Below are 22,429 nucleotides of genomic sequence, written 5' to 3'. Positions count from 1 at the left end.
TGAGGCTTAAGGCTCAAGTACCGCTATAAGGTCACCGCCACGCACGGCGCTACCCGGTCTGGCCCGGATCGAGCGAACCCTCCCGGCCTCGGTGGCAACGACGGTGAACTCCATCTTCATCGACTCGATGATTGCGACAGTTTCGCCGGCGGCAACCGCAGCGCCGTCTTCCACCAGAACTTTCCACACGCTGCCAGGCACCGTGCTTGTCAGTCCTATGCAGCCAGCGGGGACCTCTAACTCTGCCTCAGCAGCCAGAGGTTCGCTTGAGGTAAAGCTGTCGAGGCCCTCATCCTTCCAGCGCTGCCGCTCAGCCTCGAACGCTGCCTGCTGGGTCTGCTTGAAGGCGGAAATAGACTCAGCTTCTCGCCGATGAAACTGCGCATATTCAGCGTAATCAAATCTGGTTTCTTCGATGCGCATGGGATAATCGCCATAGGGAAAACTGGCGCGCGCTTCCGTCAGCTCATCGTGTGAGACCGGGAAGAACCGGATCTGGTCGAAGAAGTCGAGCAGCCACGGTTTTTCCTGCGGGAAATAGGGCGTCGAGCGCCAGGTGTTCCAGACTTGAATCGTGCGTCCGAACAGCTGGTAGCCGCCGGGACCCTCCATACCGTAAATGCACATATAGGCGCCGCCGATGCCGACGGCGTTCTCCGGCGTCCAGGTGCGGGCCGGGTTGTATTTGGTGGTGACTAGCCGATGCCGCGGGTCGATCGGCGTTGCCACCGGCGCGCCGAGATACACATCGCCGAGGCCCATCACCAGGTAGCTGGCATCAAAGATGATCGATTTCACGGCATCGATATCGGGCAGGCCGTTAATGCGGCGGATGAACTCGATATTGTCCGGGCACCAGGGTGCGTTGGGGCGGACGAGTTCCTGATATTTGCGCATGGCGAGCTGCGCGTCGACGTCGTTCCAGGACAGCGGTAAATGCAGAATGCGGCTTGGGACCTTGACCTCCTCTGCGGGAGGCAAGGAGCTTTCGATCTCAGCCAAGAGACCAAGGAGGCGCTGGCGGGTGAGCGCTGTCCCGTCATAGTGGATCTGGAGCGAGCGGATGCCGGGGGTCAGATCGATCAGGCCGGGCGGGTTGGCTTCGCGTAGCGCCTGCATCAACAGGTGGACGCGTAGCCTTAGGGCGACGTTGAGGGTCATCGCACCGTATTCGACCAGCAAATTGTCGTCGCCCTGGCGGCGATAGACCACCGGGACCGGTCCAGAGTCGCCGAGACCAACAATGGCGGAACCGATATCGGGACCGGGGCGGTGGACTTCAGGTGTCGGGATCGGATCGTCCGGGCGCGCGGCGGGCACGAAGCGGATCGTGTCGCCGGGCTTGAACTGGCCCATTTTCCACTGCTCGGAACGCGCGATCACGGCGGGGCAGACGAATCCGCCCAGGCTCGGGCCATCAGGGCCGAGAATGATCGGCATGTCGCCGGTGAAGTCGATGGCCCCGACAGCGTAGGCATTGTCGTGAAGATTCGAGGGGTGAAGGCCAGCCTCGCCGCCGTCGTCGCGGGCCCAGCGCGGTGTCGGCCCGAGGAGCCGAACGCCGGTGCGGGCGCTGTTGTAATGCACCTCGTATTCCGCCGAGAACAAATCATCGATATCCGCCTCCTGGAAGAAGTCGGGGGCGCCGTGCGGTCCGTAGACCACTGAGACCTGCCAATGGTTGGTCAATTCGGCGGGGGCTTCCGGCGGCTTCGGTCCCGTCTGCGTGGCCCTGGCGAAGTGCAGGGTCTCGCCGGCCTTGAGAGTTCCGGTGGCATGGCCGCCAAAGGCGCCGAGTGCAAACGTGGCGCGAGAGCCGAGGATTTCCGGAGCCTTGATGCCGCCTTCAATGGCGAGATAGGAGCGTTGGCCGGGGCCTTCGACGGAGCCGACTTCCAGAACTGAGCCGGCCTCGACTTCGAAGGGTTGGCCGTGCGGCATGAGGGTGCCGTCGAGCCGTGCCGGCATGCTTGCGCCGGCCAGAGCCACGCGGGCGAGGGCATGAAACAGAAGTTTTGGGCCGGAGACCGTCAGCTCGAGTGCGGCGGTGCCATCGGCGTTGCCAACGAGGCGATTGGCGTGGCGGAAAGACCGCTCGTCCATCGGGCCACTGGGTGGTACGCCGACATGCCACAGGCCAATGCGTCCCGGCAGCTCCTGAACGCTCGATTGGGCGCCTGGGATCAGGATGTCGATGCTGTCAGAGGTGAACTCGAACTGGTCGAGCGCCGTCGTCGCGACATCGCCAGAGACGAGAAGATTGGACCGGGCGATGGCGCGTAGATAATCGAGATTGGTCTCGATGCCGGCGATCTCAGTATCATCGAGCGCTTGGCGTAAAGCTTTCAGCGCAGCGGGCCTGTCCGCGCCGGTGACGATGATCTTGGCCAGCATCGGGTCATAATAGGGGGTGACGTCGGCGCCGGTCTCGATCCATCCGTCGATGCGGGCGGTATCGGAAAAACGCACTTCGGTCAGCCGACCGGCACTGGGCTGGAAGCCGGAATTCGGCTTTTCAGCATAAAGGCGCACTTCGATGGCGTGGCCGCTTGGCTCCAGGTTTCCTGCATTTTGAAGAACTGGTTCGCCGGCGGCCTGCCGAACCATCCATTCCACAAGGTCTATCCCGAAGACAGCCTCGGTGACCGGGTGTTCGACCTGCAGCCGGGTATTGACCTCGAGGAAGTAGAACTCTTCGCGTTGCGGGTCGTAAATGAACTCGACAGTGCCGGCGGATTCATATTGCGCCGTGGCGCCGAGATCGATCGCGGCCTGGTGCATGCGCGCGCGAACCTCTGACGACAGGCCGGGGGCAGGGGTTTCCTCGACGACTTTCTGGTTGCGCCGCTGCAGGGAGCAATCGCGTTCGCCAAGAGCGATGACATGGCCCTTGCCGTCACCGAACAGTTGCACTTCCACGTGCCTGGCTTTTGCAACGAACCGCTCGAGATAAACACGGGCATCGCCAAAGCTGGCGCTGGCGGTGCGCTGCACGGACTCGAAGCGTTGACGCAACGTGTCCGCGTCATGGCACAGCTGCATGCCGATGCCGCCGCCGCCGGCGGTGCTTTTGAGCATGACCGGGTAGCCTATGCTTTGTGCGCCCTCGAGCGCGGCCTCTGCGCTATCCAGCAGATCGGTGCCCGGCAAGAGCGGCACACCGGCTTCCTGCGCCAGTGCGCGCGCGGTGTGCTTCAGCCCGAAGGTTTCTAGATGTTCCGGGCGTGGTCCGATGAAGGCGATGCCTTCCTCGGACAAACGACGGGCAAAGTGTGCGTTCTCGGACAGAAACCCGTAGCCGGGGTGGACAGCTTCGGCACCGCTGCTTTTACAGGCGGCGATGACCGTCTCGACATCGAGATAGCTCTCGGTTGCGGGCGCGGGGCCGAGCCGAATGGCTTCGTCCGCCAGTCTGACAGCGGGCGTGAAGCGGTCCGCATCCGAATAGACGGCCACGGCGCCGATCCCGAGCCGCTGCAGCGTTCTGATGACACGCACGGCGATTTCGCCACGGTTTGCGACGAGAACCTTTTTGAACATCTTAGTCTCCGGGCACAGTCTCGAGTGCCAGGTCGTCCCGGCTGAAAGCCTCGGAAAGGATCGGGCCGTCCCGATCCGGGCTGTAGGGATCTGGTTCACCAGCGAGGCGGGCTGGCCAGATGGAAATGTCCTGGCTAAGCCGCGCTCCGTAGCGCTCGCGCTCTTCGGGCCGGTCGCGCGGCCGTTCGAACGCGATGACACGGTTGGCGAGGGTGAAGGCTTCGCGCATGTCATGCGTCACCATCACGACGGTGAGCGCAGTTTCATGCCATAGCCGGCGCATCAGCACGTGAATGTCGGCGCGTATGCCAGGATCGAGTGCGCCGAAGGGCTCATCCAGCAGCAGGACCTTGGGTCGCATGACAAGCGCCTGGGCCAGCGCCAGCCTTTGCTGCATGCCGCCTGAAAGCTGCGCGGGGTACTTGGTTTCGCTTCCGGCGAGGCCGACTTCGGCAATCATTTCGCGCGCCGTGTCGATGGCGCGCCGGCGTGCCTCACCGCGCAGGCATATCCGCACTGATGAGCCTTGCAGTTCGAGGCCCAAGAGCACATTGCCGAGCACCGTCAGGTGCGGAAACACCGAGTACTTTTGAAACACCACGCCCCGATCTGGCCCGGGCTCTGATGGCAATGGATGACCATCGAGGGTGATGGTGCCGCGCGTCGGACGTTCGTCGCCGAGCAGCATGCGCAAGAAGGTGCTCTTGCCACAGCCGGAGGGGCCGACAAGCGCTACGAAGGCGCGCGGCGCGATGGTGAGGGATATCTGCTCCAGTACGATCTGCTCGTCGTACTCCTTCCAGACATCGGAAATGACGATCTCGCTCATCCTGCGCTCCCGCGCGCCCAGGGGAACGCACCCCAGCGCAGCCAATCAAGCAGCAGGTTCATGATCACCGCCAGCAGCGTGATCCAGGCGACGTAGGGAAAGATGATGTCCATCGACAGATATCGCCTGACGAGAAAGATGCGATAGCCGAGCCCCGAATCCGACGAGATGGCTTCGGCGGCAATGAGGAACAGCCAGGCGGGGCCAAGCTGCAGCTTCAGGCTTGTGAGAAGCCGCGGCAGAACCTGCGGCAGCACCACGCGCATGCCGATCTGCCAGGATGAGGCGCTCAGGGTTTGCGCCTTTACCAGCTGCTCATGCGGCAGGTCCGTGACCTTGAAGGCGAGGTCACGGATCAAGATCGGTGTCACGCCGATGGCAATAAGCGCAATCTTCGCGGCTTCACCAAGCCCCATGAGAATGAAGAGAATCGGTAACAGCGCCAGCGGCGGCACCATAGAGATTACCGCAACAAACGAGCCTAACAGGCTGCGAACGTAAGGAAACATGCCGAGGACCATGCCGGTCGCAAGGGCGATGGCGGTAGCGATCGCAAGGCCGGCGCCAAGTCTCGTCAGGCTGGCGATGGTATCGCTCACCAGCAGCAGTTCACCGGTTCGCTGGTCCGGCATGAACGCCATGCGCTCGATGGCTTGGGCGAATGCAGCGAGGCCAGGCAGCAATTTGTCGCTTGGATTGTCTGCGAGGCGCGCCGCCGAGCCCATGGCATAGACGACGAGCACGAGGACAAACGGCACCAAGGCAAGGGCCAGCCGAGCGCTTCGCGTGGGCGTTGCGTTGATCCAGCGCATGAAGGACCACCTGAGCTTGTGGGAAGAGTGGGGCGCTTCAAAGCGCCCCAAAGCGCGTGGTTCTACAGGTCGCCGTCAGCGGCTTGCTGCATGTAGCTGTCCGTGAACCGAAGCTTGATGTTGTTCTCATCGCCGAGAACGGTGCCGTCCGGCAGTTCGATGCCGATCACGTCCGCTGAGGGTGCACCCGAGCCAAGCAGACCCTTGTCGAACAGGAAGCTGCGAACGTTATCCATGGTTGTTTCGAGATCCGGCGATGTAACGAACTCAACGGCTTCGCTTGGGGTCGAGAACAGCTTGGTGGCGGCAAGCTGCGCCTCGTAGCCTTCCTGATCGGTGCCGGAGGCGGCGCCCATGGCGGCACGCGCTTCGGCGCCTTCCGGCGTGTCTGCAGTCATGATCTGCATGGTGTCATACCAGATGCCCGTCAGTGCCCTTCCGAAATCCGGATTGGCTTCGAGCACGTCGGTCTTGACCGCCATCATATCGATGATCTCGCCGGGAATCTGCGAGCTGTCGAAGACGTTGTTGGCGTTCGGCATGGATAGGATTTCCGAGACCATCGGGTTCCAGGTGACCATTGCCGTGACGTCATCCGTCTGGAAGGCGCCGACCATGTCGGGGTCCGCGGTGTTGACGACGTTAAGATCGCGCTCTGTCAGGCCGACGCTGTCGAGCGCACGGGCCAGCAGGTAGTGGGAGACCGAAAACTCAACGAGATTGACGTCCTGTCCAGCGATCGAGGCGAGGTCATCGCTATCCTTGAGGATGACGGCATCGTTGCCGGCGGAAAAATCTCCGATGATCAGGGCCGTGGTATCGACACCTCCGGCTGCCGGGATCGACAGCGCATCCATGTTGGTCAGCGTCACCGCGTCATAGTCGCCAGCGGTAAACTGGTTCATCGATTCAACGTAGTCGTTGAACTGGGTCACCTCGATTTCGAGGCCATATTTTTCGGCCCATTCATCGACGATGCCGTGGTCCTCGGCATAGCCCCAGGGCATCCAGCCGACGTAGATGGACCACGCGACGTTGAATTGCGTGCGTTCCTGAGCGATTGCCGGTGTCGCGATGCTCGCGACGCCCGCCATCAATGCCAGTACAGTTCTGCTGATTGTTTTCATGCCAATCCCTCACCTTATGTTTCATTGGGATTGGTGACGACCATCGTGCCGCCAATCCCTTGGCCACAGAGGTCTCCCGGGCTTTTGTCCCGCCGTGCGACCGTACGGATGTCTCCCGTATGGTGGCAGCTCTCGGACCAGTCACGCCGATGGCGCCGGAACCCTAGCCGCGAACTCGTGCACCCAATGCTGCAAGACACGTGCCAGAGGCAAAAACCCCTTGTGATCGACACTCGGGAAGGTGCTCGAGAAGGGTGGTGCGCATCTGGCTGGCAGAATGATTACTTTTTAGGCTCAGATGAAAAGTAAATCATAAATCGGCTTGAAATTGAGTTGTTGTATGCAAAGCTTGGCGCAAATCGAAGGAGAGTACGATGAGCGTTCAGCTGGGTTCCACCATGAAGGTCCTGCGTCCATACCCGAATGTCTTGGCGTTCTATGATGGGCGTATTCCCGGAGTGCGGGCGCATTCCGAGGGTCCGAACTGGCTCGATGATGGCGCCTTTACCCTGGGGACCGCGTCCTATGCGATCGTCGATGGTAGTGAGGCCCTGGTCTACGACACGCATATGTCGATTGCGCATGCGCAGATCGTCCGCGAAACCCTCGAGCGCCTGGGAGTGGAGCGCATGACGGTGGTCTTGAGCCACTGGCACACCGACCACGTCGCCGGTAACGCGGTGTTCTCAGACTGCGAGATCATCGCCAATACATTTACCGAGCAGGCGCTCAAGGCAAACCGCGACGCCCTTGAAGGCGGCGATCCGCCAATCAACCCGCTAATCATGCCGAACCGGATCTTCGAGACCGAAATGACCTTGCAGATCGGGGGGCTCACAGTGGAATTGCGGCACCTCGATATTCACAGTTTCGATGAGACGGTTTTGTATATGCCCGAGCATGACGTGGTGTTCGCCGGTGACACGCTGGAAGACACGGTGACCTATGTTTCCGAGCCGGACCGGCTTGATGCGCACCTTGTGGACCTGGAGCGTTTCGCGGGGTGGTCGTTCAACAAGATCCTGCCGAACCACGGCTCTGTCGAGCGCATTCAGGCGGGCGGGTACGATCGTAACTTCATCGAGGCGACCCGCATCTACGTCGAAAAGCTGTTGCAGCTCGAAGCGCACCCGGATTTGGCGCAGCAGGATCTCCAGACATTTGCTGCCGAGGCGCTGGCAACGGGCGGGGTGGAGTATTTCGAAGCCTATGAGGCGGTACACCAGAGCAATGTAAAATCTGTGCTCGAGGCCGGGCGCAAACGCGCCTGAGTACTGGTGGCCGGGCGTCGAAACGCCCGGCCACGACGATCAGCTTGCCTTTTTCGTTGTGCTCGCGACGTAGGCACGCCAACCGCCGAACTCGGTGATATCCTGGGCCCCGGCGAGGCCTATGGCTTCGCACAAAAAGCCCATGACGTGACGGCCATCAGCGAGTTCGAGCTTGCCGACGCCAAGCGGAGCCGGGATTGCGGCTATGAAATCCGCCAGTTCGGCCCGGGGCAGGGACCAGACTTCAACGATGATCCCACTGTCTTGCTGCTCGCTGGTGCGCTGGAGGCCGGGCTTCGCGGGCGTTGTGCCGGCCAGCGCGTAAAAGTTGTAGAAGGGCGCGGTGCGGGTTTCCTCGACCAGGGTGCCGCCGCGACTGGTCAACTGCGGGTTGAGGGGCATGCCAGTGAGATGAGCGCCAACGACCGCGATCTCCAACCGATCGTTGGCGTTGTGCGGAATATCTTCGATTGCTTTGCTGCGATCGAGGCCGCTGCCCGTTTCGGCAACCCGATGGAGGCGAGACGCGAACGGCGCGAGGGCATCGTCGGCGTCCTGCGGACCCACAAGCGTGACGCCGAACGGCAGACCAGCTTCGGTAAAGCCCGCGGGTACGGCGATGGCGCTGTAGCCGAGGAGGTTTGCGAAATTGGTGTAAAGCCCGAAGCGCGAGTTCAATGCGACCGGATCGGCCTTCATCGCCTCCACCGTCTGGATATCGGGCGATGTGGGGAGCAGAAGCACGTCGGCCTTCGCCCATTCCTTCAGCGATAGCTGACGAAGGCGCTCAAGCTCGTAGCGGGCGTTGAAGGCATCGACGGCAGAGTAGTTCGCGCCACCGGCGATGATGTCACGCACGGTCGGGTCCATGGCGTCGGCATGCGCGTTGAAGAAGGATTCGATCGCGGCCAGGCGCTCGGCCACCCAGGGGCCTTGGTAGAGGAGGGCTGCAGCCTCACGAAACGGGGCGTAGTCGAATTCGACGATCTCGGCGCCAAGCGTGCGCGCACGCTCGATAGCCTGCTCATAGAGCTTGGCGTAGCCGCCATTGCCGTAGAATTCGCGGTCTTTGTCCATCAGTACGCCGACGCGCAGCGTTGCCGGCAGGGCAGCCTGACTGGCTTCGCGGGAGAACGGGTCCTCGGCGCCGTAGCCATCCATGATGGCGCGCGTGGCGATGCCGTCAGCCACGGTATTGGCGAACACCGTGACGACGTCGACACTGCGGCAGGCGGGCAGAACCCCTGTGTTCGGCACGCGGCCCGGGCTGGGTTTGACGCCGACGATGTTGTTGAAGGCTGCGGGCACGCGGCCGGAACCGGCGGTATCGGTGCCGAGAGCAAAGGCCGCAAGGCCCGAGGCGACCGTCACCGACGAGCCGGAGCTCGATCCGCCTGAGACATACTCGGAATTGAACACCGAGCGTGGTGCGCCATAGGGCGAACGGGTGCCATTGAGACCGGTTGCGAACTGGTCGAGATTGGTCTTGCCGATAAGCAAGGCGCCAGCCGCCTTCAACCGCGCAACCACCGTTGCATCGCGCTCGGCGGTGTAAGCGAATTCCGGACAGGCGGCCGTGGTTGGCATGCCGGCGACGTCGATATTGTCCTTGACCGCGAACGGCATGCCCCACAGCGGCAGCGAGTTGGGCTCGGGTGCGCGCGCCATCAACTCTTCAGCGGCCTTTTTCAGTTCGGCATCGTCGACGCGGGCAATGAAGATCGCCGGATCTGGCGAGGCGTTCATGCGCTCGATCACGGTCTCGACGAGAGCCACCGGGGTCAGGCCGGATGCGAATGCCGCGCGCAGTGCCGTGAAATCAAGGGTGATAGGCAGGGTCATGTCTTCGTCGCTCACGCCGTCTTACCCTCATAGATGCGCACGCCAACCGGGGTGGGGTTGAAGCCGTTGCAGGGATTGTTGATTTGCGGGCAATTCGAGATGACGCACAGGACATCCATCTCCGCCACCATCTCGACGTATGATCCCGGTGTGGAAATGCCATCGTCGATGATCAGGTCGCCATTCGGGGCGATCGGCACGTTCATGAAGAAATTGATGTTGGGCACGATATCGCGCTTAGACATGCCGTGGCGGGTGACCTCGGTGACGAAGTTTTCACGGCAAGCGTGCTCGAACTTTGTGTGATGTCCGAAGCGCACGGTGTTCGACTCGCATGAGCAGGCGCCGGCGGAGGTGTCGTGCCGCCCGCATGAATCGTCGGTCACCGTCAGCATGACATTGCCTTCGTTGGACATCAGCCGCGTGCCGGTGGTGATATAGGCGGCGGCTTGCGCCTGCAGCGTATCCTGGGCGCTATAGCGCTCGGCGGTGTCGGCAGCAGCGTAGAACAAGGTGTCGACGGCCTGCTGACCGCAGGTGTCGATCAGGCGGAAGCGTTGACCCTTCTTGATGATCCCGGACCATGGCTCGCGCGCGGGTATCTCATGTTCGTAAACCAGGCCGTTTTCGGTAGTGTCGGTCATGGCTCTTGCCTCACATGTTCCGGTAGGTGTCGGTGTTTTCGAATCCGCGAACGGCTTCGGGCGTCGCGGTGCGGCAGAAGTCCTCGGCCTCGATGTCCTTGGCTTTGAGGACCGTTACGCCAAGTGGGCCCGGCGCATAGTCCGGCGACGGGTCGAGCGGATGCGGGCAATTCGAGACGGCAACCAGCAAATCCATTTCGGCGCGCACTTCGATGAAGTCGCCTGGCTTGCGGATACCGTCGCGCCAGCTCAGTTCTCCGCCTTCGGCGACAGAGACCGGCGCGAAGAATGTCAGCAGCGGCGGAATATCGCGCGGATCGAGGCCAAACTTGGCAGCGGCCAGGATCATGTTTGTTCGTGTGTTCCGCAGATCGGGGTCATCGCCATATTTCGCTGCGACGCCGGCCTTATTAAGACCGCCCGCCAGCACATCGTGCGCTCCTGAGCTATCCTCGACAATCGAGAGCAGAACCCGACCCATATCGGAGAATACCACCCGGCCCTTTGCCAGCTTTGAGGTCCATTGCACCTTGATGCTGTCGGCGTGGTTCAGCCGCTCAGATGTATCGGCGGCGTTCCAGGCGAGAAGGGCTGCAGCGGCAGTGCCCTCGGTATTCTCGAGGCGCAACCGTTCGCCGGTTTTGAGGCGGTAGTTTGCATACCAGCCACCGGGAATGGTCTCGGCGAATATCACGTCATCATCGTTGATCCGCGCCTCGCCCAGCGCAGTGGGTTGCGGCATTGCCTTGGGTGACTGGTCTGTTCCGGCCGCCTTTAGCGCTTCGTAGCGTTCACGGTTCTTCGCGATCAGCGTTTGCGTATCCATCTTACTCATGGCGTTCTCCTAGGCAGTCCAACTCGCATCCCAGAATGCAGCGGGGTCGGTCGTCAGTATCGCGCGCGCGCCGTAACGGGGTGGAGCAATCGTCTGGCCCTCTGTCCGCCGCGCCAGTTCGGCCTTTGCACCGTCGATCAGTTCGGGTTGCTGAGCCAGAGCCACGGCACCGAGCGCCAGCGCTTCCGAAGCCATCATCGGGCCGGGAGTGCTGGCCGAATGCCCGGACAGCGCTGTCCACGCCCAATGGTGGATCGGCACGTTCTTGGGGTACGCCCAGTTGACGCGACCAAGCGGGATCGCCCAGCTCACATCGCCATCGTCCTGGCCATAATAGTCGACGCCGGTATCGAAGTAATCGAGCTCCCGATGCAGGTCGAATTCGGTGCCCGGTGCGCTGTTCGCGCTGAGCTCGGTCATGAATGCGATATCGTCCTCGCTCCATGCCGGCGGGCCGATGACTTCAAGTGCTTCGGCCAGCACATGGCCGATTGTGTCATTGCCCAGATAGCCCCTGCACATATTGATCAGGTGCGCGGAGAAGCCGACATTTTCGACCTCCGCGATCTCCTCGAACGTCTCATGCATCAGGTCATAGCCAGCGGTCAGCCGATCGAAGTCGAGATGGCGCACCGAGCACCAGACGCGAACTTCTTCCGGCATCACGCCGGGGGCAACTCCGGCGACGCGGAAGATGTGTTTGAATTGCAAGTCCGGGTCGGCCTCGGACCGCTTTGCTTCGAATGCGGCGATCGCGGCTTCTGCGGCTGCAAGGGCGTTGCGGGTGGTGCCCATACCGCCATGAGCGCTGTCGCCAGTGAATCGAAACTCACCCGAAGCGACACCGTGGCAGGGACGCGCCAGCGAACCGTTCTGGTAGTCACCGTGCGAGGTCAGAATGACGTCGAGTTCGTCGAACACGCCGGCATCCTGCAGCGCCAGCTTTCCCCAGCCGATTTCTTCCGCCGGGCAGCCGACCACGATGATCTCGCCATCGAGGCCGAGTTCAGCCAATGCGGCAGCGGCAGCGATGCCGGCCCCTGTATTGGCGGGGCCGATATGGTTGTGGCCGCATCCGTGGCCTGGCTTGCGACCTGATCCCTTGCGATAAGGAACCGCCTCATTGTCCAGCGAGGGCAGGGCATCGTACTCAGCCAGAATGCCGATGCGTGGCCCTTTGCCGTTTCCGCTGCGCGCCTTGAAGGCGGTGGGGACGCCGCCGGCACCACGCTCGACCGCGAACCCGTTGCGTTCGAGAAACTCCGCGAGGCGCGCCATCGATGCGTACTCCATCGCCGGCATTTCAGGCTCGGCCCACATTTCGGCGAACAGCTCTTCGATGCGAGCGCGATAGCGTTGCCAGATGGCGCGCGTCGCGGTTTCGGTGTTGCTGGCGGCCACGATCACGCCACCTTGGATTTTGCTGATGCGCCGTAGGTGTTGAAGGCGTCGATGATCTCGGCCGCTGTACGCCGCGCACCGTGCTGGAGATACTCCATGTTGTTCAAAGCGGCATTGTGCGCATCGATACTGGAGCCGCACACGCAGTCCTCGACCACGCGGACATGGAAGTCTTTCTGGTGAGCGTCGGCGAAAGTGTAGTGAACGCAGATGTTCGTCAGCCCGCCGACGAGGAACAGGGTCTGAGCGCGAAGCCCGCGCAGGAGGATCTCGAGGTCCGTGCCGATGAAGCCCGAGTAGCGGCGCTTTTGTACGACATAGTCGTCCTCACGCAGGCCAACGACATCGGCAGCGATCTCGGTTTCCGGCCAGTCTTCGCGCAGGTGCTCGTCCTCGTCGCCGTCCATCTCACGGCCATAGTCGACGCCGGACTTGCGGTGGATTTCCTGCAAGAAGACGATCGGAATGTCGTTTTCACGCGCGGCATCGATCACGGAGCGCGCGCGATAGGTGTTCTCGTCGGCGCCCGGCATGATCGGGATTGCCGTGCTGACATCGCCGATACCGGATTTTTGGATGTCGACGACGATCAGGACGGGCTGATCAACGATGAGGGGGATCTGTTTTTTCTGCATGGAACTACTCTTGTTCGTGTGAGGGATTAGCCTTTGGCGCCCATCAGCTTAGGCAGATTGCCGAGGCGCGCGATTGCGAGGAAACCGGCAAGACCAAGCGTGAGGAACAGCACCGCAGCCACGCACATGGTGGGGGTGAAGCCTGTTCGCATGCTGGAGAATATCTTGACCGGCAGAGTTTGGGTCGCGAAGCCGCCCACCATGTAGGCGATGAGGTACTCATTGAGCGAAAAGATCGTCACAAAGATCAGGCTCGCGATGATGAACGGCAGCACAATCGGCAAGGCGATGGAACGGAACACCTGGTCCTCCCGCGCGCCCATGGTTTCCGCGGCTTCCACCAGCGTCTGCTCGACCGAGGCGAAGCCCAGCGTGATCATCACAAGCGGCATCGCAACGAAGGTGATGGCATGGCTGACGATGATGTTTTCGATCCGTCCGACGTGCTGGACAATGCCCCAGAACAGCAGAAAGACGATAGCAATCACCACTGGCGGCAGGATGAACGGCAGGCCGCCGAGTGCGGCCAGCGCATCCGCGACCTTCGAGCGGTGCTTCCATTGTGCGTAGGCGATCGGCAGCGCAAGACTGGTGGACAGCACGGAAGCCGAAAGCGCAATTATGACCGAGCGTTCGAATGCACCGACCCATGTCGGATCATTGAAGAACTCCTCGTACCAGCGAAGGCTCAGGCCTTGCGGCGGGAAGACCATCTGCGCCGTGTCGTTGAAGCTGACGCTGGACACCACGATCAACGGCATGGCGAGAAATATCGCAACGAGGGTCAGGAAGACGAACCGGGCGAGCCAGGCGGCTTTATCGGTCATCATGATACGTACCCCTTTCCGCCGATGCGGTTGATGCCGAGAACCAGCATTGCAGTGACTAGCATCAACAGGATTGCTATGGCCGAGGCGAGCGGCAGGTTCTGTCCCGTTATCGCCACCTCGCTGATGACGACGCCAATGGTCCAGTTCGCCGGGCCTCCGAGCACGATAGGGGCGACATAGGCGCCGATCGTCATGATCACCGTGGTCAGGAACGCCGTGGCGATGGGCTTGCGCATCAACGGCAGCAGGATCTCGAAGAACGCCCGGGTCGGGCGAGCGCCAAGAGTGCGAGCCGCCTCGAGATAAGACGTATCGAGGCGCGAAAGGCCTGGATAAAGCGTCATGAAATTGAACGGTATGACGAGATAGATGATGCAGGCGACGACACCGCCGAAGCTCGGTGCGAGCGACATCGACTCATCGAGGATGCCCAGCATTACCAACACGTTGGACATGCCCGCCTTTTTCGAAAGCAGGATCTGCCAGGAGAAGGTTATCAGCACCTCGGATAGCGCAAGCGTGCTTAAAAACCCGATCAGCCAGGCCACTTGGGCACGTCGGCTGAGGCGGGTGATGAAGTAGGTCGCTGGAAAGGTGACCAGCATGCTGATGCTGGCAACGATCAGCGACAGCATCACCGAAAAGCTCACCGCGTTGAGCACCATCGGCTGGCCGAGTTGCGTGAACGCCTGAAGGCTGAACCCGGTGCCCTGATATACGGCCGGGTCCCGGTTTGCGAGGCTTACCCGGAACAGGAAAAATAGCGGGATCGCAAAGAACCCCAGGATCATGAGCGCCGGCCAGATCAGTGGCAGCTGCGAGAGCCCGCCGGGGACATTTTTCAGCCCGCGGATATTCAGGCCGCTGGGGCGCATTTCACTTATGGTTGCCATATGGGCTTCCTAGCTTGCGAGTAGGGTGGCCGAATTGGCGCTGAAATCGATGCCAAGGCGCTCATTGCCTGAAATCTCGGCCCAACGGGCAGGGCTGGCGGTGGCGAGAATTTCCCGGCCATTGCACTGGAGCCAGACCTCGACGCTCGAGCCGACATCGCGCACGAACGAGACATCGCCAATCAGACCGGAAGCGCTGTCGCCCGGAGCCGTGAGGATGACATCCTCGGGACGCACGCACAGTGTCGTTCCCTCGAGCTGGTTCTCATTCGATGCAACTGGGAAGGTCGTCTCGCCAAAGCGGACCGTGCCTGGTGCGACCTGCTCGACATCGATCAGGTTGGACTGACCTATGAAGTTGGCGACGAATTTGTTGGCTGGACGCCGGTAGATATCGACGGGGGAGCCGACCTGCTGCACCTTGCCTTCGGACATGACGACGATCGTATCGGCAATGGTCATCGCCTCGCGCTGGTCGTGCGTGACGAACACCGTCGTGATCTTGAGTTTCTGCTGAAGTTGGCGAAGTTCGACCTGCATATGGTCGCGCAGTTTCGCGTCGAGGGCGGACAGGGGCTCATCCATCAGGAACAGGCGCGGCTCCTGTGCCAGCGCGCGGGCAATCGCCACACGCTGACGCTGGCCGCCCGACAGCTGATTGACGCTGCGATCCTCGACGCCCGGAAGGGCGACGAGGTCGAGCAGTTCCGACACACGCTCGCGGCGGAATTTCTGCTCCATGTTCCTCAGGCGCAGGCTGTAGCCGATGTTCTGGCCCACGTTGAGATGCGGAAACAGCGCCAGTGCCTGGAACACCATGCCGAAATTGCGCGCATGGGTCGGCGTTCCGGTAATGTCACGACCATTGAGGATGATCGAACCGGAGGTCGGCTGCTCCAGCCCGGCGATCATGCGCAGGAGTGTGGTCTTGCCGCAGCCTGATGGACCGAGAAAACAGACGAACTTGCCGTCCTCGATGCTGAGCGAGACATCGTCGACCACCTTGCCGGCACCGAACGATTTGCTGAGATTTGCGACTTCCAGTCCGATCATCTTGACCTCACGACGACAGGATGCGGATGAATTCCTGCGCGAGGAAATCGGCGTTCTTCACCTTGGCCTCCGAAGCGATCAGGATCGGCTCGGACTGCGAGGACACTGCTGCGAACTCTTCATCCGTCAGATCGAGCTGCGAGCGATCGATCAACGGTGCGGCTGACACGTGGCGTGCGATTAGCTCGTGCGCTTCCGGGGTCGCGCTCCAGTTGAGGAACTCGATCATCGAGTCAGTCACCTCATTGGAGGACGGAATGCACCATGCGTTGTATCCTTGGACCGCGCCTTCCTCCGGGAAGATCGACTCGATTGGAGTGCCTTCACTCTTCATGATCATCGCGACGTCATGATAATAGGTGCCGCCGATGACTTCCTCGTTCTGGTAGGCGCTCTGCATCGAGCCTTCATCGCTCCACCACAGTCGCGTGTTTGGCTTTAGCTCTCCGATCTTGGCGAGAACTTCAGCGCAGCCTTCTTCGGTGTCGAGGGTCGATGCGCCGTCGAAATAGGTCGCGGCTGTGATGTCGAGGATCGGCGAGGTGCCGCCGCTATTGATGCCCCAGGCGCCGGGGTGGTCGCCCCACAGCTCTTTCCAGCTTGTCGGCAGCGTTTCGAACTCGTTGGGGTTGGCGAGGAAGGTCATGTACCATCCCATCGCGCCGACACCATCCACGCCTTCATCGCTACGATAGACATAGGGTGTCATCAGGTTGGACAGGTTGGGCAGGCTGGCTTCGTCGACACTTGCCCAAAGGTTCTGGGCACGGCCGCGGATGACTTCCGCCTGGCCAGCACAGCAAATATCCATTGGGGCTGCGCCGGCCTGGTTGGCCTGTGCCAGCTGGATCAGGAACTGCGCGCCCCCGGATTGCGGAATGGATTGGACCGGTATGCCCGTTGCTTCGGTGAAAGCCGGGTAGACGTGTTCGGCGAACGCCTGCTCGAAAAAGCCGCCGAAGTTCGAAATCCGCAGGGGCGTTTGTGCCGCGGCACGGCTGATGAATGGCATGCTGACGCTGCCGACGAGGGCGGCGCTACCCATGCCCTTAAGCACAGAACGGCGAGACAGGTTTTGACCGGAGCGGGGCCGGGAATTGGGAAAGAGGATCTTGGAGGGCAACGGTGTTCTCCTTGCAACGGATGTCAGGGCTCCCGTCAAGGCGGTTGCAACATGCGTGCCAACTTGCTTTCGAGCGAAACTATCCACAAAATCAGCGGGACGGATCGCCGATGCTTTCATGAGCATCGGCATCTATGACTAAAACTTAGGCATAAATACCACCATTTGTGCGGCGTTGCATACAATGTTGCATGCGGTGGATGGGCGGAGGCGGTGTTGTCTCAATTGGGCTATTCGAAACGCTTCCTGGGTTTTCGGCTGGGGGAAGCGGATATCCGACTTATCCGTATCTTCTGCGCAGTGGCGGAAGCAGGGGGCTTTTCGGCAGCGCAAAGCGAACTGCAGATGAGCATGCCGGCAATTAGCCGTGCGGTGTCCGGCCTTGAAGCCCGGCTGGACAGCCGTCTCTGCACGCGCGGCCGCCGCGGCTTCATGCTCACCGACGCTGGCTTGCAGGTACTCGAGATGGGCGGGCGGCTGCTTGGTGATCTCGATCGCTTCGAGAGGGAGATGCGGCACCTGCACCAAGCGATGAGCGGTCGCTTGCGGCTGGGCATGGTGGATTGTGTCCTGGGTCACCCCTCAGGCGCCGTGCCGGCTCTCATCGATCGCATCAAGGGGCAAGTGCCGAGCCTCGATATTGAGATCTCTATCGCGCGTGTGCTCGATGTCGAACAGGGTGTGACCGAGGGGCGCTTTGATGCGGGGATTGTTGCAGCGCGGCAAAGGCAGTCCCGGCATCTGACGCGCTACACGCTCTACGAAGAGGCAAGCAACCTCTACTGCGCCCACACGCACCCGCTAGCGGCAGGGGTCGAGGCGCCAGAGCAACTCAGTGAGTATGACTACGCCGGGTTTACCTCGGCACAGGGCGGCCCGCGCACGAAATACACGCAGTTCCTCAAACGGACAGCCAGTGTGGATCATGTGGAGGCACTGGCTGTACTGGTGGCAAGCGGACGCTATATCGGCTTCCTGCCGGACCACTATGTCGACACGACTCCGGCGCTTGCGGGTGCCGTGCCTGTCATGCCTCGCCTGTTTCGCGCCCGCGCCCGCATGGAACTTGCAATAAAAGCCGACCAGCCTCCGGCAATGGCCCGGCTGTTGATGGAAATTGCCCAGAATAGCCAGAACGTCGCATAGTTGCGCTGTGGCGCAAGTATGATTGCGCGCAACGCTATTTTCCCGTGCTCAGTATCGAGCCCATCTCATTGCGAAACCCGTCAAAAGGAGTTCGTGATGAACGACAGCAATCCCGTTACTGCAAAGCCGATGATTGTCGGGCGTCCGGTGGTGATTTCGGTCGATATCCAAAAGGGCGGCTTCATGACACGCCCCGACACGTCCCGGCTTGAATTCATGTCCGACGGTATCGAGCGTATGTGGCGCGCCAAGACCGTGATTGATGCTGCCCGCGATGCGGACATCCCGATCGTGTTCGTCAAGGAGGAACACCGTAACGACATGATCGATTTCGGTCGCGAACTTGACGGTATGGAGAGCGTCCACTGCCTCGAGAGTTCTCCCGGCACGGACTTTCCGTATGAGGAACTGGAGATGCGGCCGGATGACTACAAGATTACAAAGCGCCGCTACTCCGTCTTTTACGGCACGGACCTCGAGATCTTGCTGCGTGGCCTCAAGGCGGAAACGCTGATCCTGGTTGGCGGCTTCACCGATGTCTGCATCCACTACAGCTTCGTTGATGCCCACCAGGGCGACTATTACTGCCGCGTGGTGGAAGATTGCGTTTCCGGGTCAAGCCGCACCGCGCACGATGCAGCCCTCAACGCGATGGAATATCTGCAGGCCGGAGCACGGCGCTCTGCAGAAGAGATTATTGCGGCGTTTTCTTCTCGCTCCGACAAAGCCGCCTGATACTCTCCATGATCCTCAAGGCGCGTTCGGAAAGACCCGAACAGTCCGAGCTCGCAGCGCTGCTGGTCATCGCAGCGCCGCTTGCGGCGACGCAGTTGAGCCAGCTGGCGATGTCCCTCATCGCCAGCTTTGCGCTCGGTCGGCTCGATAGCGCAGCTTTCGCAGCCGGCGGAATATGCGCAATCATCATCCAGACCATTACCGTTGTCAGCCAAGGGCTTATCGCCGGGGTGCAACCATTGCTCGCTGCCGATCGTGGTGCGCGGTTCGAGCGCATTGAAGGCGATGGTCTTGGCGTAAAGGGGTTTGCTGGCGCCTACGTGCTGGCGCTTGCCCTGTCGCTGCTAGCGGTCATCGCGCTCTACAATCTGGGACAACTCCTCGTCCTGTTTCAGTTCGATCCGCTGGTTATCGAAAAGGCCGAGCGTTTCGTGCGGCCCGCTGCTTGGAGCCTTCCAGCGGTGCTGTTGCTGGCGCCGATGCGATTTCATCTTGCCGTCGAGCAGCGCACATGGGTGATCATGCTCGCAGCGTGCGGCGGCGTTGCCGTCTATAGCGGTCTGCTGATGCTGCTGGTGTTCGGCCCGATGACGCTTGGCATTGCCGGGGCAGGGCTCGCCCTTACCATAACCTGGTGGCTGATAACCGCGGCCGTTGCCCTTTATCTTTGGGTTGGCAGGCTCTTTCCGGCGGGCCTTGCAGAACTGTCAGTGGCGGATCTAAAGGCCGGCGTGCTCGCTGTGTTCGGTATAGGCTGGCCGATCGCCGTGATCTATGGGGCGGAACTGGGGCTGACCACTGTGCTTGCTCTGCTTGTTGGCAGTTTCGGAACGATGTCGATGGCGGCGCATCAGGTCACGCATTCCATCAACTCCGTTGCGTTCATGCCGGCAGTGGCTCTGGGCCAGGCGGTTACAGTCCGTGTCGCCTACCACATGGGGCGGCGGCGTGCCGATGCGGCGCGCGCTGCAGGCAATCTGGCGCTTGTCGTTGTCGCCGTACAAATGAGTCTCTTGGGCGTTGCGGTGGTTCTGTTCTCGGATCAGATAACTCTGCTCTTCATCGGCGCTGACAATCCGGATGCCGGGCGCATCATGGCGATCACCCGGACGCTCAACGTCATCCTGGCGTTGTTCCTGATCTTTGATGGGTTCCAGGCCGTCGCCAGCGGCGCGTTGCGCGGCCTGAAGGATACGCGAGTGCCGATGCTGCTCGGTGTGTTCTCTTACTGGGTGATCGGGCTGCCGCTCGCGTTGTTGACCGCCTTCCATCTGGGTCTGGGCCCCGCCGGAATCTGGATCGGCATTCTCGGTGGCATCGGCACCGTGGCATGCCTCTTGCTTTATCGTTGGCACAAGCGCACCGCTATCAAGGCGGTGCCGCTCCAGGCCCTGACGCCGGAGCCCGCGCAACGCTAGAGCAAAGACAGACCATGCACTCGCTTGATAACTTCTCCGCCTCAGTTGACACTCACAACGAGGAATCGGGCGGTGACAAGCGGAGGCGGCGAGAGCAGGGGATGGATGGAAGTGAAGCGCTTCTCCCGGAAAGTGCCGTATTGCGCAAGCTCACGCGTGCCGAAGAGGTCAGCCAGCGGCTTGCAGATGATATCGCCGAGGGCAAGTTGGCGCCGGGCATGTCGATTGACGAAACAGAGATCGCAAGTCGTTACGGCGTGTCTCGCACACCGGTGCGCGAGGCTATTCGTGATCTCGCCGCGATGGGTCTGGTCGAAACCCGGCCTCATCGCTCGGCCGTGGTGACGCGGCCATCAACGGAACGGCTGCGTGATATGTTCGAGGTCATGGCCGAACTCGAGGCGACGTGTGCCTCGAACGCTGCGGTGCGCATGCGCCCGGACGAGCGCAATGCGATGAGAGCCATCCATGAGCAGATGGCGCAGGTGGTGCGCGACAGCAGTCTCGATAGATACAAGCTCATCAACGAGCAGTTTCATGCCGGGATCTATGCGGGCAGCCACAATGCTTATCTTGCCGAGATCACGACAACGACACGCAAGCGGCTCTCGCCGTTCAGGCGCGCGCAATTCCTCTCTCCTGGCCGTCTTGCGCAGTCCTATCAGGAACATGACCAGATCCTGGCCGCGATCTTCCGGGCAGATGCGCGGGGAGCCGCCGACGCCATGCGAAAGCACATTCTGGTCGTCGAAGATACTTACGAGCGCATGGTCGGAATGGGTGGTGAATAAGCATCCACGCGTGCGCCCGGCACTTGCCTTAGGGCCGCATCTCGGGCTATAGCGCCAAAGGCTCGCGGGTATAGCTCAATGGTAGAGCAGCAGCCTTCCAAGCTGAATATGCGGGTTCGATTCCCGCTACCCGCTCCAATATCTACCTGATATTGCTGCTGTTTTACGATTAAGCCAGTCGACTGTTCCAATGCGTTCCAGAGCCGTTCCAGAACGACTCGTTAGCTCCGCAAACCTTGTCTTGCGCGAGCAGTCGCCCTGTTGCTCTCCAAGACGTCGTTCCGCACATAGCGCATTGTCGTCTTGACGTTCGAGTGCGTTGCCAGTTTCCTCGCAGCGTCGAGGTTCCCCGTAGCTGCCTCGGCTTCTGAGATCGCGCCGGCCCGGCTATCCATTGACCACACCGTGTCAGGCACACCGGCTGCTCGAGCGATCGCTCGCCAGTCCTGTGCATAGTAGTTTTCGCGATACGGCACTCCCGTGTCTTCGGATACGATCAGCGGACCAACCGCCGGCAGATCGATCTTGTCGAGAACCAGTGATGTGAGCGAACAGAGTGTCAGGTCGTGAACGGATCGAGCACCCGTTTTTGAAGTAGCCTCGATCGTGAGCACATGGTCTTTAGAGATCACAGTCACCGACGGGCCATGCCATCGGGTCTTGCCCCGGATGATGCCGCCTTCACCTTCTGCCGCCGGCAGCCATTCACCAATCAAGTCGATGCGTCGGAGAGCGGTGTCCCACTGTAGAGCTTGCGTGAGTGCAATAGAAGCACGGCCAAGCTCGAGCGCCTTCTCAACAATCGCCTTAGCGTGCTCGAACTCCATCTTGATCGAGCGTGCCTTGGGCGCCTCGAATTCGATAAGAGACAAGATCTCGCGTGCAAGCCGGCAATCCTCGAAGCGCTGTTCCACGCCGAAGCTGAGCACGGTGCGTAGCTTGCGTATCGCGTTGTGCCCGCGGTGAGTGCGGCCTTCAGTCGACCAGTTCGCGTGCCAGCGCCGAAAGTCTCTTCCGCGCAGAGCATGAATGGCACGATCGCCGACAGTGTCGCTGATTACCTTCAGGATTGGATCGTAATCCCGTTTCCTGGTGGAGAGCTTTAGCGCCTGATAAGAGGAATCCTCATCCGTACGGTAAAGCCGGATGAGGCTTTTGATGGTTCCATCATACCCCGGCGTAGCTTGAAGGTCTGCAAGCTCGCCAATCAGTTCGTCGGTCCACCGCTGACACAGGTCTTCTATTTGCGCGTCGCTTGCCCGATCTTCAATTTGCTTCGCTTTCAGGTACTTCGGTGCATCTGCTAAAGCGCGTTGCGGTATCCAGTAGTGAGCAATCGAACCATCCTTTCGCTTGCGGCCCTTATAGCCAGGCCGCTTTGACCGTCGTTCTGACATTTTAGAAGTTCTCCTTTCCATCGGCAGCAAGAGCGCTGCCAGTGGAAGGTGCGTCTATGCCAGCGCGGTTGTCAAAGAACCTGTCGACCATTCTGCTGTCAGTGCGA

The 22,429-nt window shown here is 61.1% G+C and carries 19 protein-coding genes, 1 tRNA gene and 1 riboswitch; of the genes, 6 read left to right on the top strand and 14 right to left on the bottom strand.

Annotated features, from left to right (window positions below; translation table 11 throughout):
• Positions 1-6: 6 nt before the first annotated feature.
• From uca to IE127_RS02725, 4 genes are all read right to left on the bottom strand, one after another.
• Entirely contained in the window at positions 7-3,540 is a 3,534-nt protein-coding gene (gene uca / locus IE127_RS02740) for an urea carboxylase (protein ID WP_189423083.1), read from the bottom strand.
• A gap of 1 nt (position 3,541) precedes the next feature.
• Positions 3,542-4,369 carry an ABC transporter ATP-binding protein gene (locus IE127_RS02735; RefSeq protein WP_189423081.1) on the bottom strand — a complete coding sequence of 276 codons (828 nt, stop codon included), beginning with the start codon at positions 4,367-4,369 and terminating at the stop codon, positions 3,542-3,544.
• The gene (locus IE127_RS02730) at positions 4,366-5,181 is read right to left on the bottom strand and encodes an ABC transporter permease (protein ID WP_189423079.1); all 816 of its coding nucleotides are present in this window, start codon (positions 5,179-5,181) and stop codon (positions 4,366-4,368) included. Before IE127_RS02730 ends, IE127_RS02735 begins: the two co-directional genes overlap by 4 nt.
• Before the next feature lie 62 nt (positions 5,182-5,243).
• Positions 5,244-6,308, bottom strand: coding sequence for a putative urea ABC transporter substrate-binding protein (locus IE127_RS02725; protein WP_189423077.1), 1,065 nt, complete (start codon positions 6,306-6,308; stop codon positions 5,244-5,246).
• A 71-nt stretch (positions 6,309-6,379) separates the two neighbouring features.
• A riboswitch (guanidine-I (ykkC/yxkD leader) is annotated at positions 6,380-6,486 on the bottom strand.
• 196 nt (positions 6,487-6,682) lie between these two features.
• Between IE127_RS02725 and IE127_RS02720 the strand changes: the two genes are divergently transcribed.
• Positions 6,683-7,579, top strand: coding sequence for an MBL fold metallo-hydrolase (locus tag IE127_RS02720; RefSeq protein ID WP_189423075.1), 897 nt, complete (start codon positions 6,683-6,685; stop codon positions 7,577-7,579).
• 39 nt (positions 7,580-7,618) lie between these two features.
• On the opposite strand, the gene atzF is transcribed toward IE127_RS02720, so the two are convergent.
• From atzF to IE127_RS02675, 9 genes are read right to left on the bottom strand one after another with little or no spacing between them, the layout of a single operon-like run.
• Positions 7,619-9,421: an allophanate hydrolase gene (gene atzF / locus IE127_RS02715; protein WP_189424649.1), complete on the bottom strand. Its 1,803-nt coding sequence runs from the start codon at positions 9,419-9,421 to the stop codon at positions 7,619-7,621.
• 11 nt (positions 9,422-9,432) lie between these two features.
• Positions 9,433-10,065 carry an urea amidolyase associated protein UAAP2 gene (locus tag IE127_RS02710; RefSeq protein ID WP_189423073.1) on the bottom strand — a complete coding sequence of 211 codons (633 nt, stop codon included), beginning with the start codon at positions 10,063-10,065 and terminating at the stop codon, positions 9,433-9,435.
• A gap of 10 nt (positions 10,066-10,075) precedes the next feature.
• Entirely contained in the window at positions 10,076-10,900 is an 825-nt protein-coding gene (locus IE127_RS02705; protein WP_244639897.1) for an urea amidolyase associated protein UAAP1, read from the bottom strand.
• A 9-nt stretch (positions 10,901-10,909) separates the two neighbouring features.
• Positions 10,910-12,301 (bottom strand): M20/M25/M40 family metallo-hydrolase, encoded by a 1,392-nt coding sequence (locus tag IE127_RS02700; protein WP_244639895.1) that lies wholly within the window; start codon positions 12,299-12,301, stop codon positions 10,910-10,912.
• A gap of 2 nt (positions 12,302-12,303) precedes the next feature.
• Entirely contained in the window at positions 12,304-12,936 is a 633-nt protein-coding gene (locus IE127_RS02695) for a cysteine hydrolase family protein (protein ID WP_189423072.1), read from the bottom strand.
• A 26-nt stretch (positions 12,937-12,962) separates the two neighbouring features.
• Entirely contained in the window at positions 12,963-13,766 is an 804-nt protein-coding gene (locus IE127_RS02690; protein WP_244639893.1) for an ABC transporter permease, read from the bottom strand.
• Positions 13,763-14,659, bottom strand: a complete 897-nt coding sequence (locus IE127_RS02685; RefSeq protein ID WP_244639891.1) for an ABC transporter permease — start codon at positions 14,657-14,659, stop codon at positions 13,763-13,765. The genes IE127_RS02690 and IE127_RS02685 overlap by 4 nt, the downstream gene beginning before the upstream one ends.
• A gap of 9 nt (positions 14,660-14,668) precedes the next feature.
• Entirely contained in the window at positions 14,669-15,712 is a 1,044-nt protein-coding gene (locus IE127_RS02680) for an ABC transporter ATP-binding protein (RefSeq protein WP_189423071.1), read from the bottom strand.
• Between the two features lie 7 nt (positions 15,713-15,719).
• Positions 15,720-16,835, bottom strand: a complete 1,116-nt coding sequence (locus IE127_RS02675) for an ABC transporter substrate-binding protein (RefSeq protein ID WP_244639889.1) — start codon at positions 16,833-16,835, stop codon at positions 15,720-15,722.
• Positions 16,836-17,051: 216 nt separating this feature from the next.
• Between IE127_RS02675 and IE127_RS02670 the strand changes: the two genes are divergently transcribed.
• The 5 genes from IE127_RS02670 to IE127_RS02650 all read left to right on the top strand — a co-directional run bounded on the left by IE127_RS02670 (position 17,052) and on the right by IE127_RS02650 (position 21,063).
• Positions 17,052-17,981: a LysR family transcriptional regulator gene (locus IE127_RS02670; RefSeq protein WP_189423069.1), complete on the top strand. Its 930-nt coding sequence runs from the start codon at positions 17,052-17,054 to the stop codon at positions 17,979-17,981.
• A gap of 96 nt (positions 17,982-18,077) precedes the next feature.
• Entirely contained in the window at positions 18,078-18,716 is a 639-nt protein-coding gene (locus IE127_RS02665) for a cysteine hydrolase family protein (protein ID WP_189423067.1), read from the top strand.
• An 8-nt stretch (positions 18,717-18,724) separates the two neighbouring features.
• Positions 18,725-20,134 carry an MATE family efflux transporter gene (locus IE127_RS02660; protein WP_189423065.1) on the top strand — a complete coding sequence of 470 codons (1,410 nt, stop codon included), beginning with the start codon at positions 18,725-18,727 and terminating at the stop codon, positions 20,132-20,134.
• A 101-nt stretch (positions 20,135-20,235) separates the two neighbouring features.
• Positions 20,236-20,925 (top strand): GntR family transcriptional regulator, encoded by a 690-nt coding sequence (locus IE127_RS02655; RefSeq protein ID WP_189423063.1) that lies wholly within the window; start codon positions 20,236-20,238, stop codon positions 20,923-20,925.
• A gap of 64 nt (positions 20,926-20,989) precedes the next feature.
• Positions 20,990-21,063: transfer RNA gene (locus IE127_RS02650), tRNA-Gly, on the top strand.
• 83 nt (positions 21,064-21,146) lie between these two features.
• On the opposite strand, the gene IE127_RS02645 is transcribed toward IE127_RS02650, so the two are convergent.
• Positions 21,147-22,352, bottom strand: coding sequence for a site-specific integrase (locus IE127_RS02645; RefSeq protein WP_189423062.1), 1,206 nt, complete (start codon positions 22,350-22,352; stop codon positions 21,147-21,149).
• Positions 22,353-22,429: the final 77 nt, after the last annotated feature.

This window comes from Devosia pacifica, assembly GCF_014652635.1.
GTDB lineage: Bacteria > Pseudomonadota > Alphaproteobacteria > Rhizobiales > Devosiaceae > Devosia > Devosia pacifica.
The sequence above is the reverse complement of the archived record's forward strand: the minus strand, read 5'-3'. Positions and strand labels throughout refer to the sequence as shown.

What these genes read in the sequence shown, in the direction of transcription:
- IE127_RS02685 (WP_244639891.1), bottom strand. Translation starts at nt 14,659, where the DNA reads ATGGCAACCATAAGTGAAATGCGCCCCAGCGGCCTGAATATCCGCGGG.
- IE127_RS02735 (WP_189423081.1), bottom strand. Translation starts at nt 4,369, where the DNA reads ATGAGCGAGATCGTCATTTCCGATGTCTGGAAGGAGTACGACGAGCAG.
- IE127_RS02690 (WP_244639893.1), bottom strand. Translation starts at nt 13,766, where the DNA reads ATGATGACCGATAAAGCCGCCTGGCTCGCCCGGTTCGTCTTCCTGACC.
- IE127_RS02705 (WP_244639897.1), bottom strand. Translation starts at nt 10,900, where the DNA reads ATGAGTAAGATGGATACGCAAACGCTGATCGCGAAGAACCGTGAACGC.
- IE127_RS02725 (WP_189423077.1), bottom strand. Translation starts at nt 6,308, where the DNA reads ATGAAAACAATCAGCAGAACTGTACTGGCATTGATGGCGGGCGTCGCG.
- uca (WP_189423083.1), bottom strand. Translation starts at nt 3,540, where the DNA reads ATGTTCAAAAAGGTTCTCGTCGCAAACCGTGGCGAAATCGCCGTGCGT.
- IE127_RS02655 (WP_189423063.1), top strand. Translation starts at nt 20,236, where the DNA reads ATGGATGGAAGTGAAGCGCTTCTCCCGGAAAGTGCCGTATTGCGCAAG.
- IE127_RS02660 (WP_189423065.1), top strand. Translation starts at nt 18,725, where the DNA reads ATGATCCTCAAGGCGCGTTCGGAAAGACCCGAACAGTCCGAGCTCGCA.
- IE127_RS02695 (WP_189423072.1), bottom strand. Translation starts at nt 12,936, where the DNA reads ATGCAGAAAAAACAGATCCCCCTCATCGTTGATCAGCCCGTCCTGATC.
- IE127_RS02710 (WP_189423073.1), bottom strand. Translation starts at nt 10,065, where the DNA reads ATGACCGACACTACCGAAAACGGCCTGGTTTACGAACATGAGATACCC.
- IE127_RS02730 (WP_189423079.1), bottom strand. Translation starts at nt 5,181, where the DNA reads ATGCGCTGGATCAACGCAACGCCCACGCGAAGCGCTCGGCTGGCCCTT.
- IE127_RS02680 (WP_189423071.1), bottom strand. Translation starts at nt 15,712, where the DNA reads ATGATCGGACTGGAAGTCGCAAATCTCAGCAAATCGTTCGGTGCCGGC.
- IE127_RS02665 (WP_189423067.1), top strand. Translation starts at nt 18,078, where the DNA reads ATGAACGACAGCAATCCCGTTACTGCAAAGCCGATGATTGTCGGGCGT.
- IE127_RS02720 (WP_189423075.1), top strand. Translation starts at nt 6,683, where the DNA reads ATGAGCGTTCAGCTGGGTTCCACCATGAAGGTCCTGCGTCCATACCCG.
- atzF (WP_189424649.1), bottom strand. Translation starts at nt 9,421, where the DNA reads ATGACCCTGCCTATCACCCTTGATTTCACGGCACTGCGCGCGGCATTC.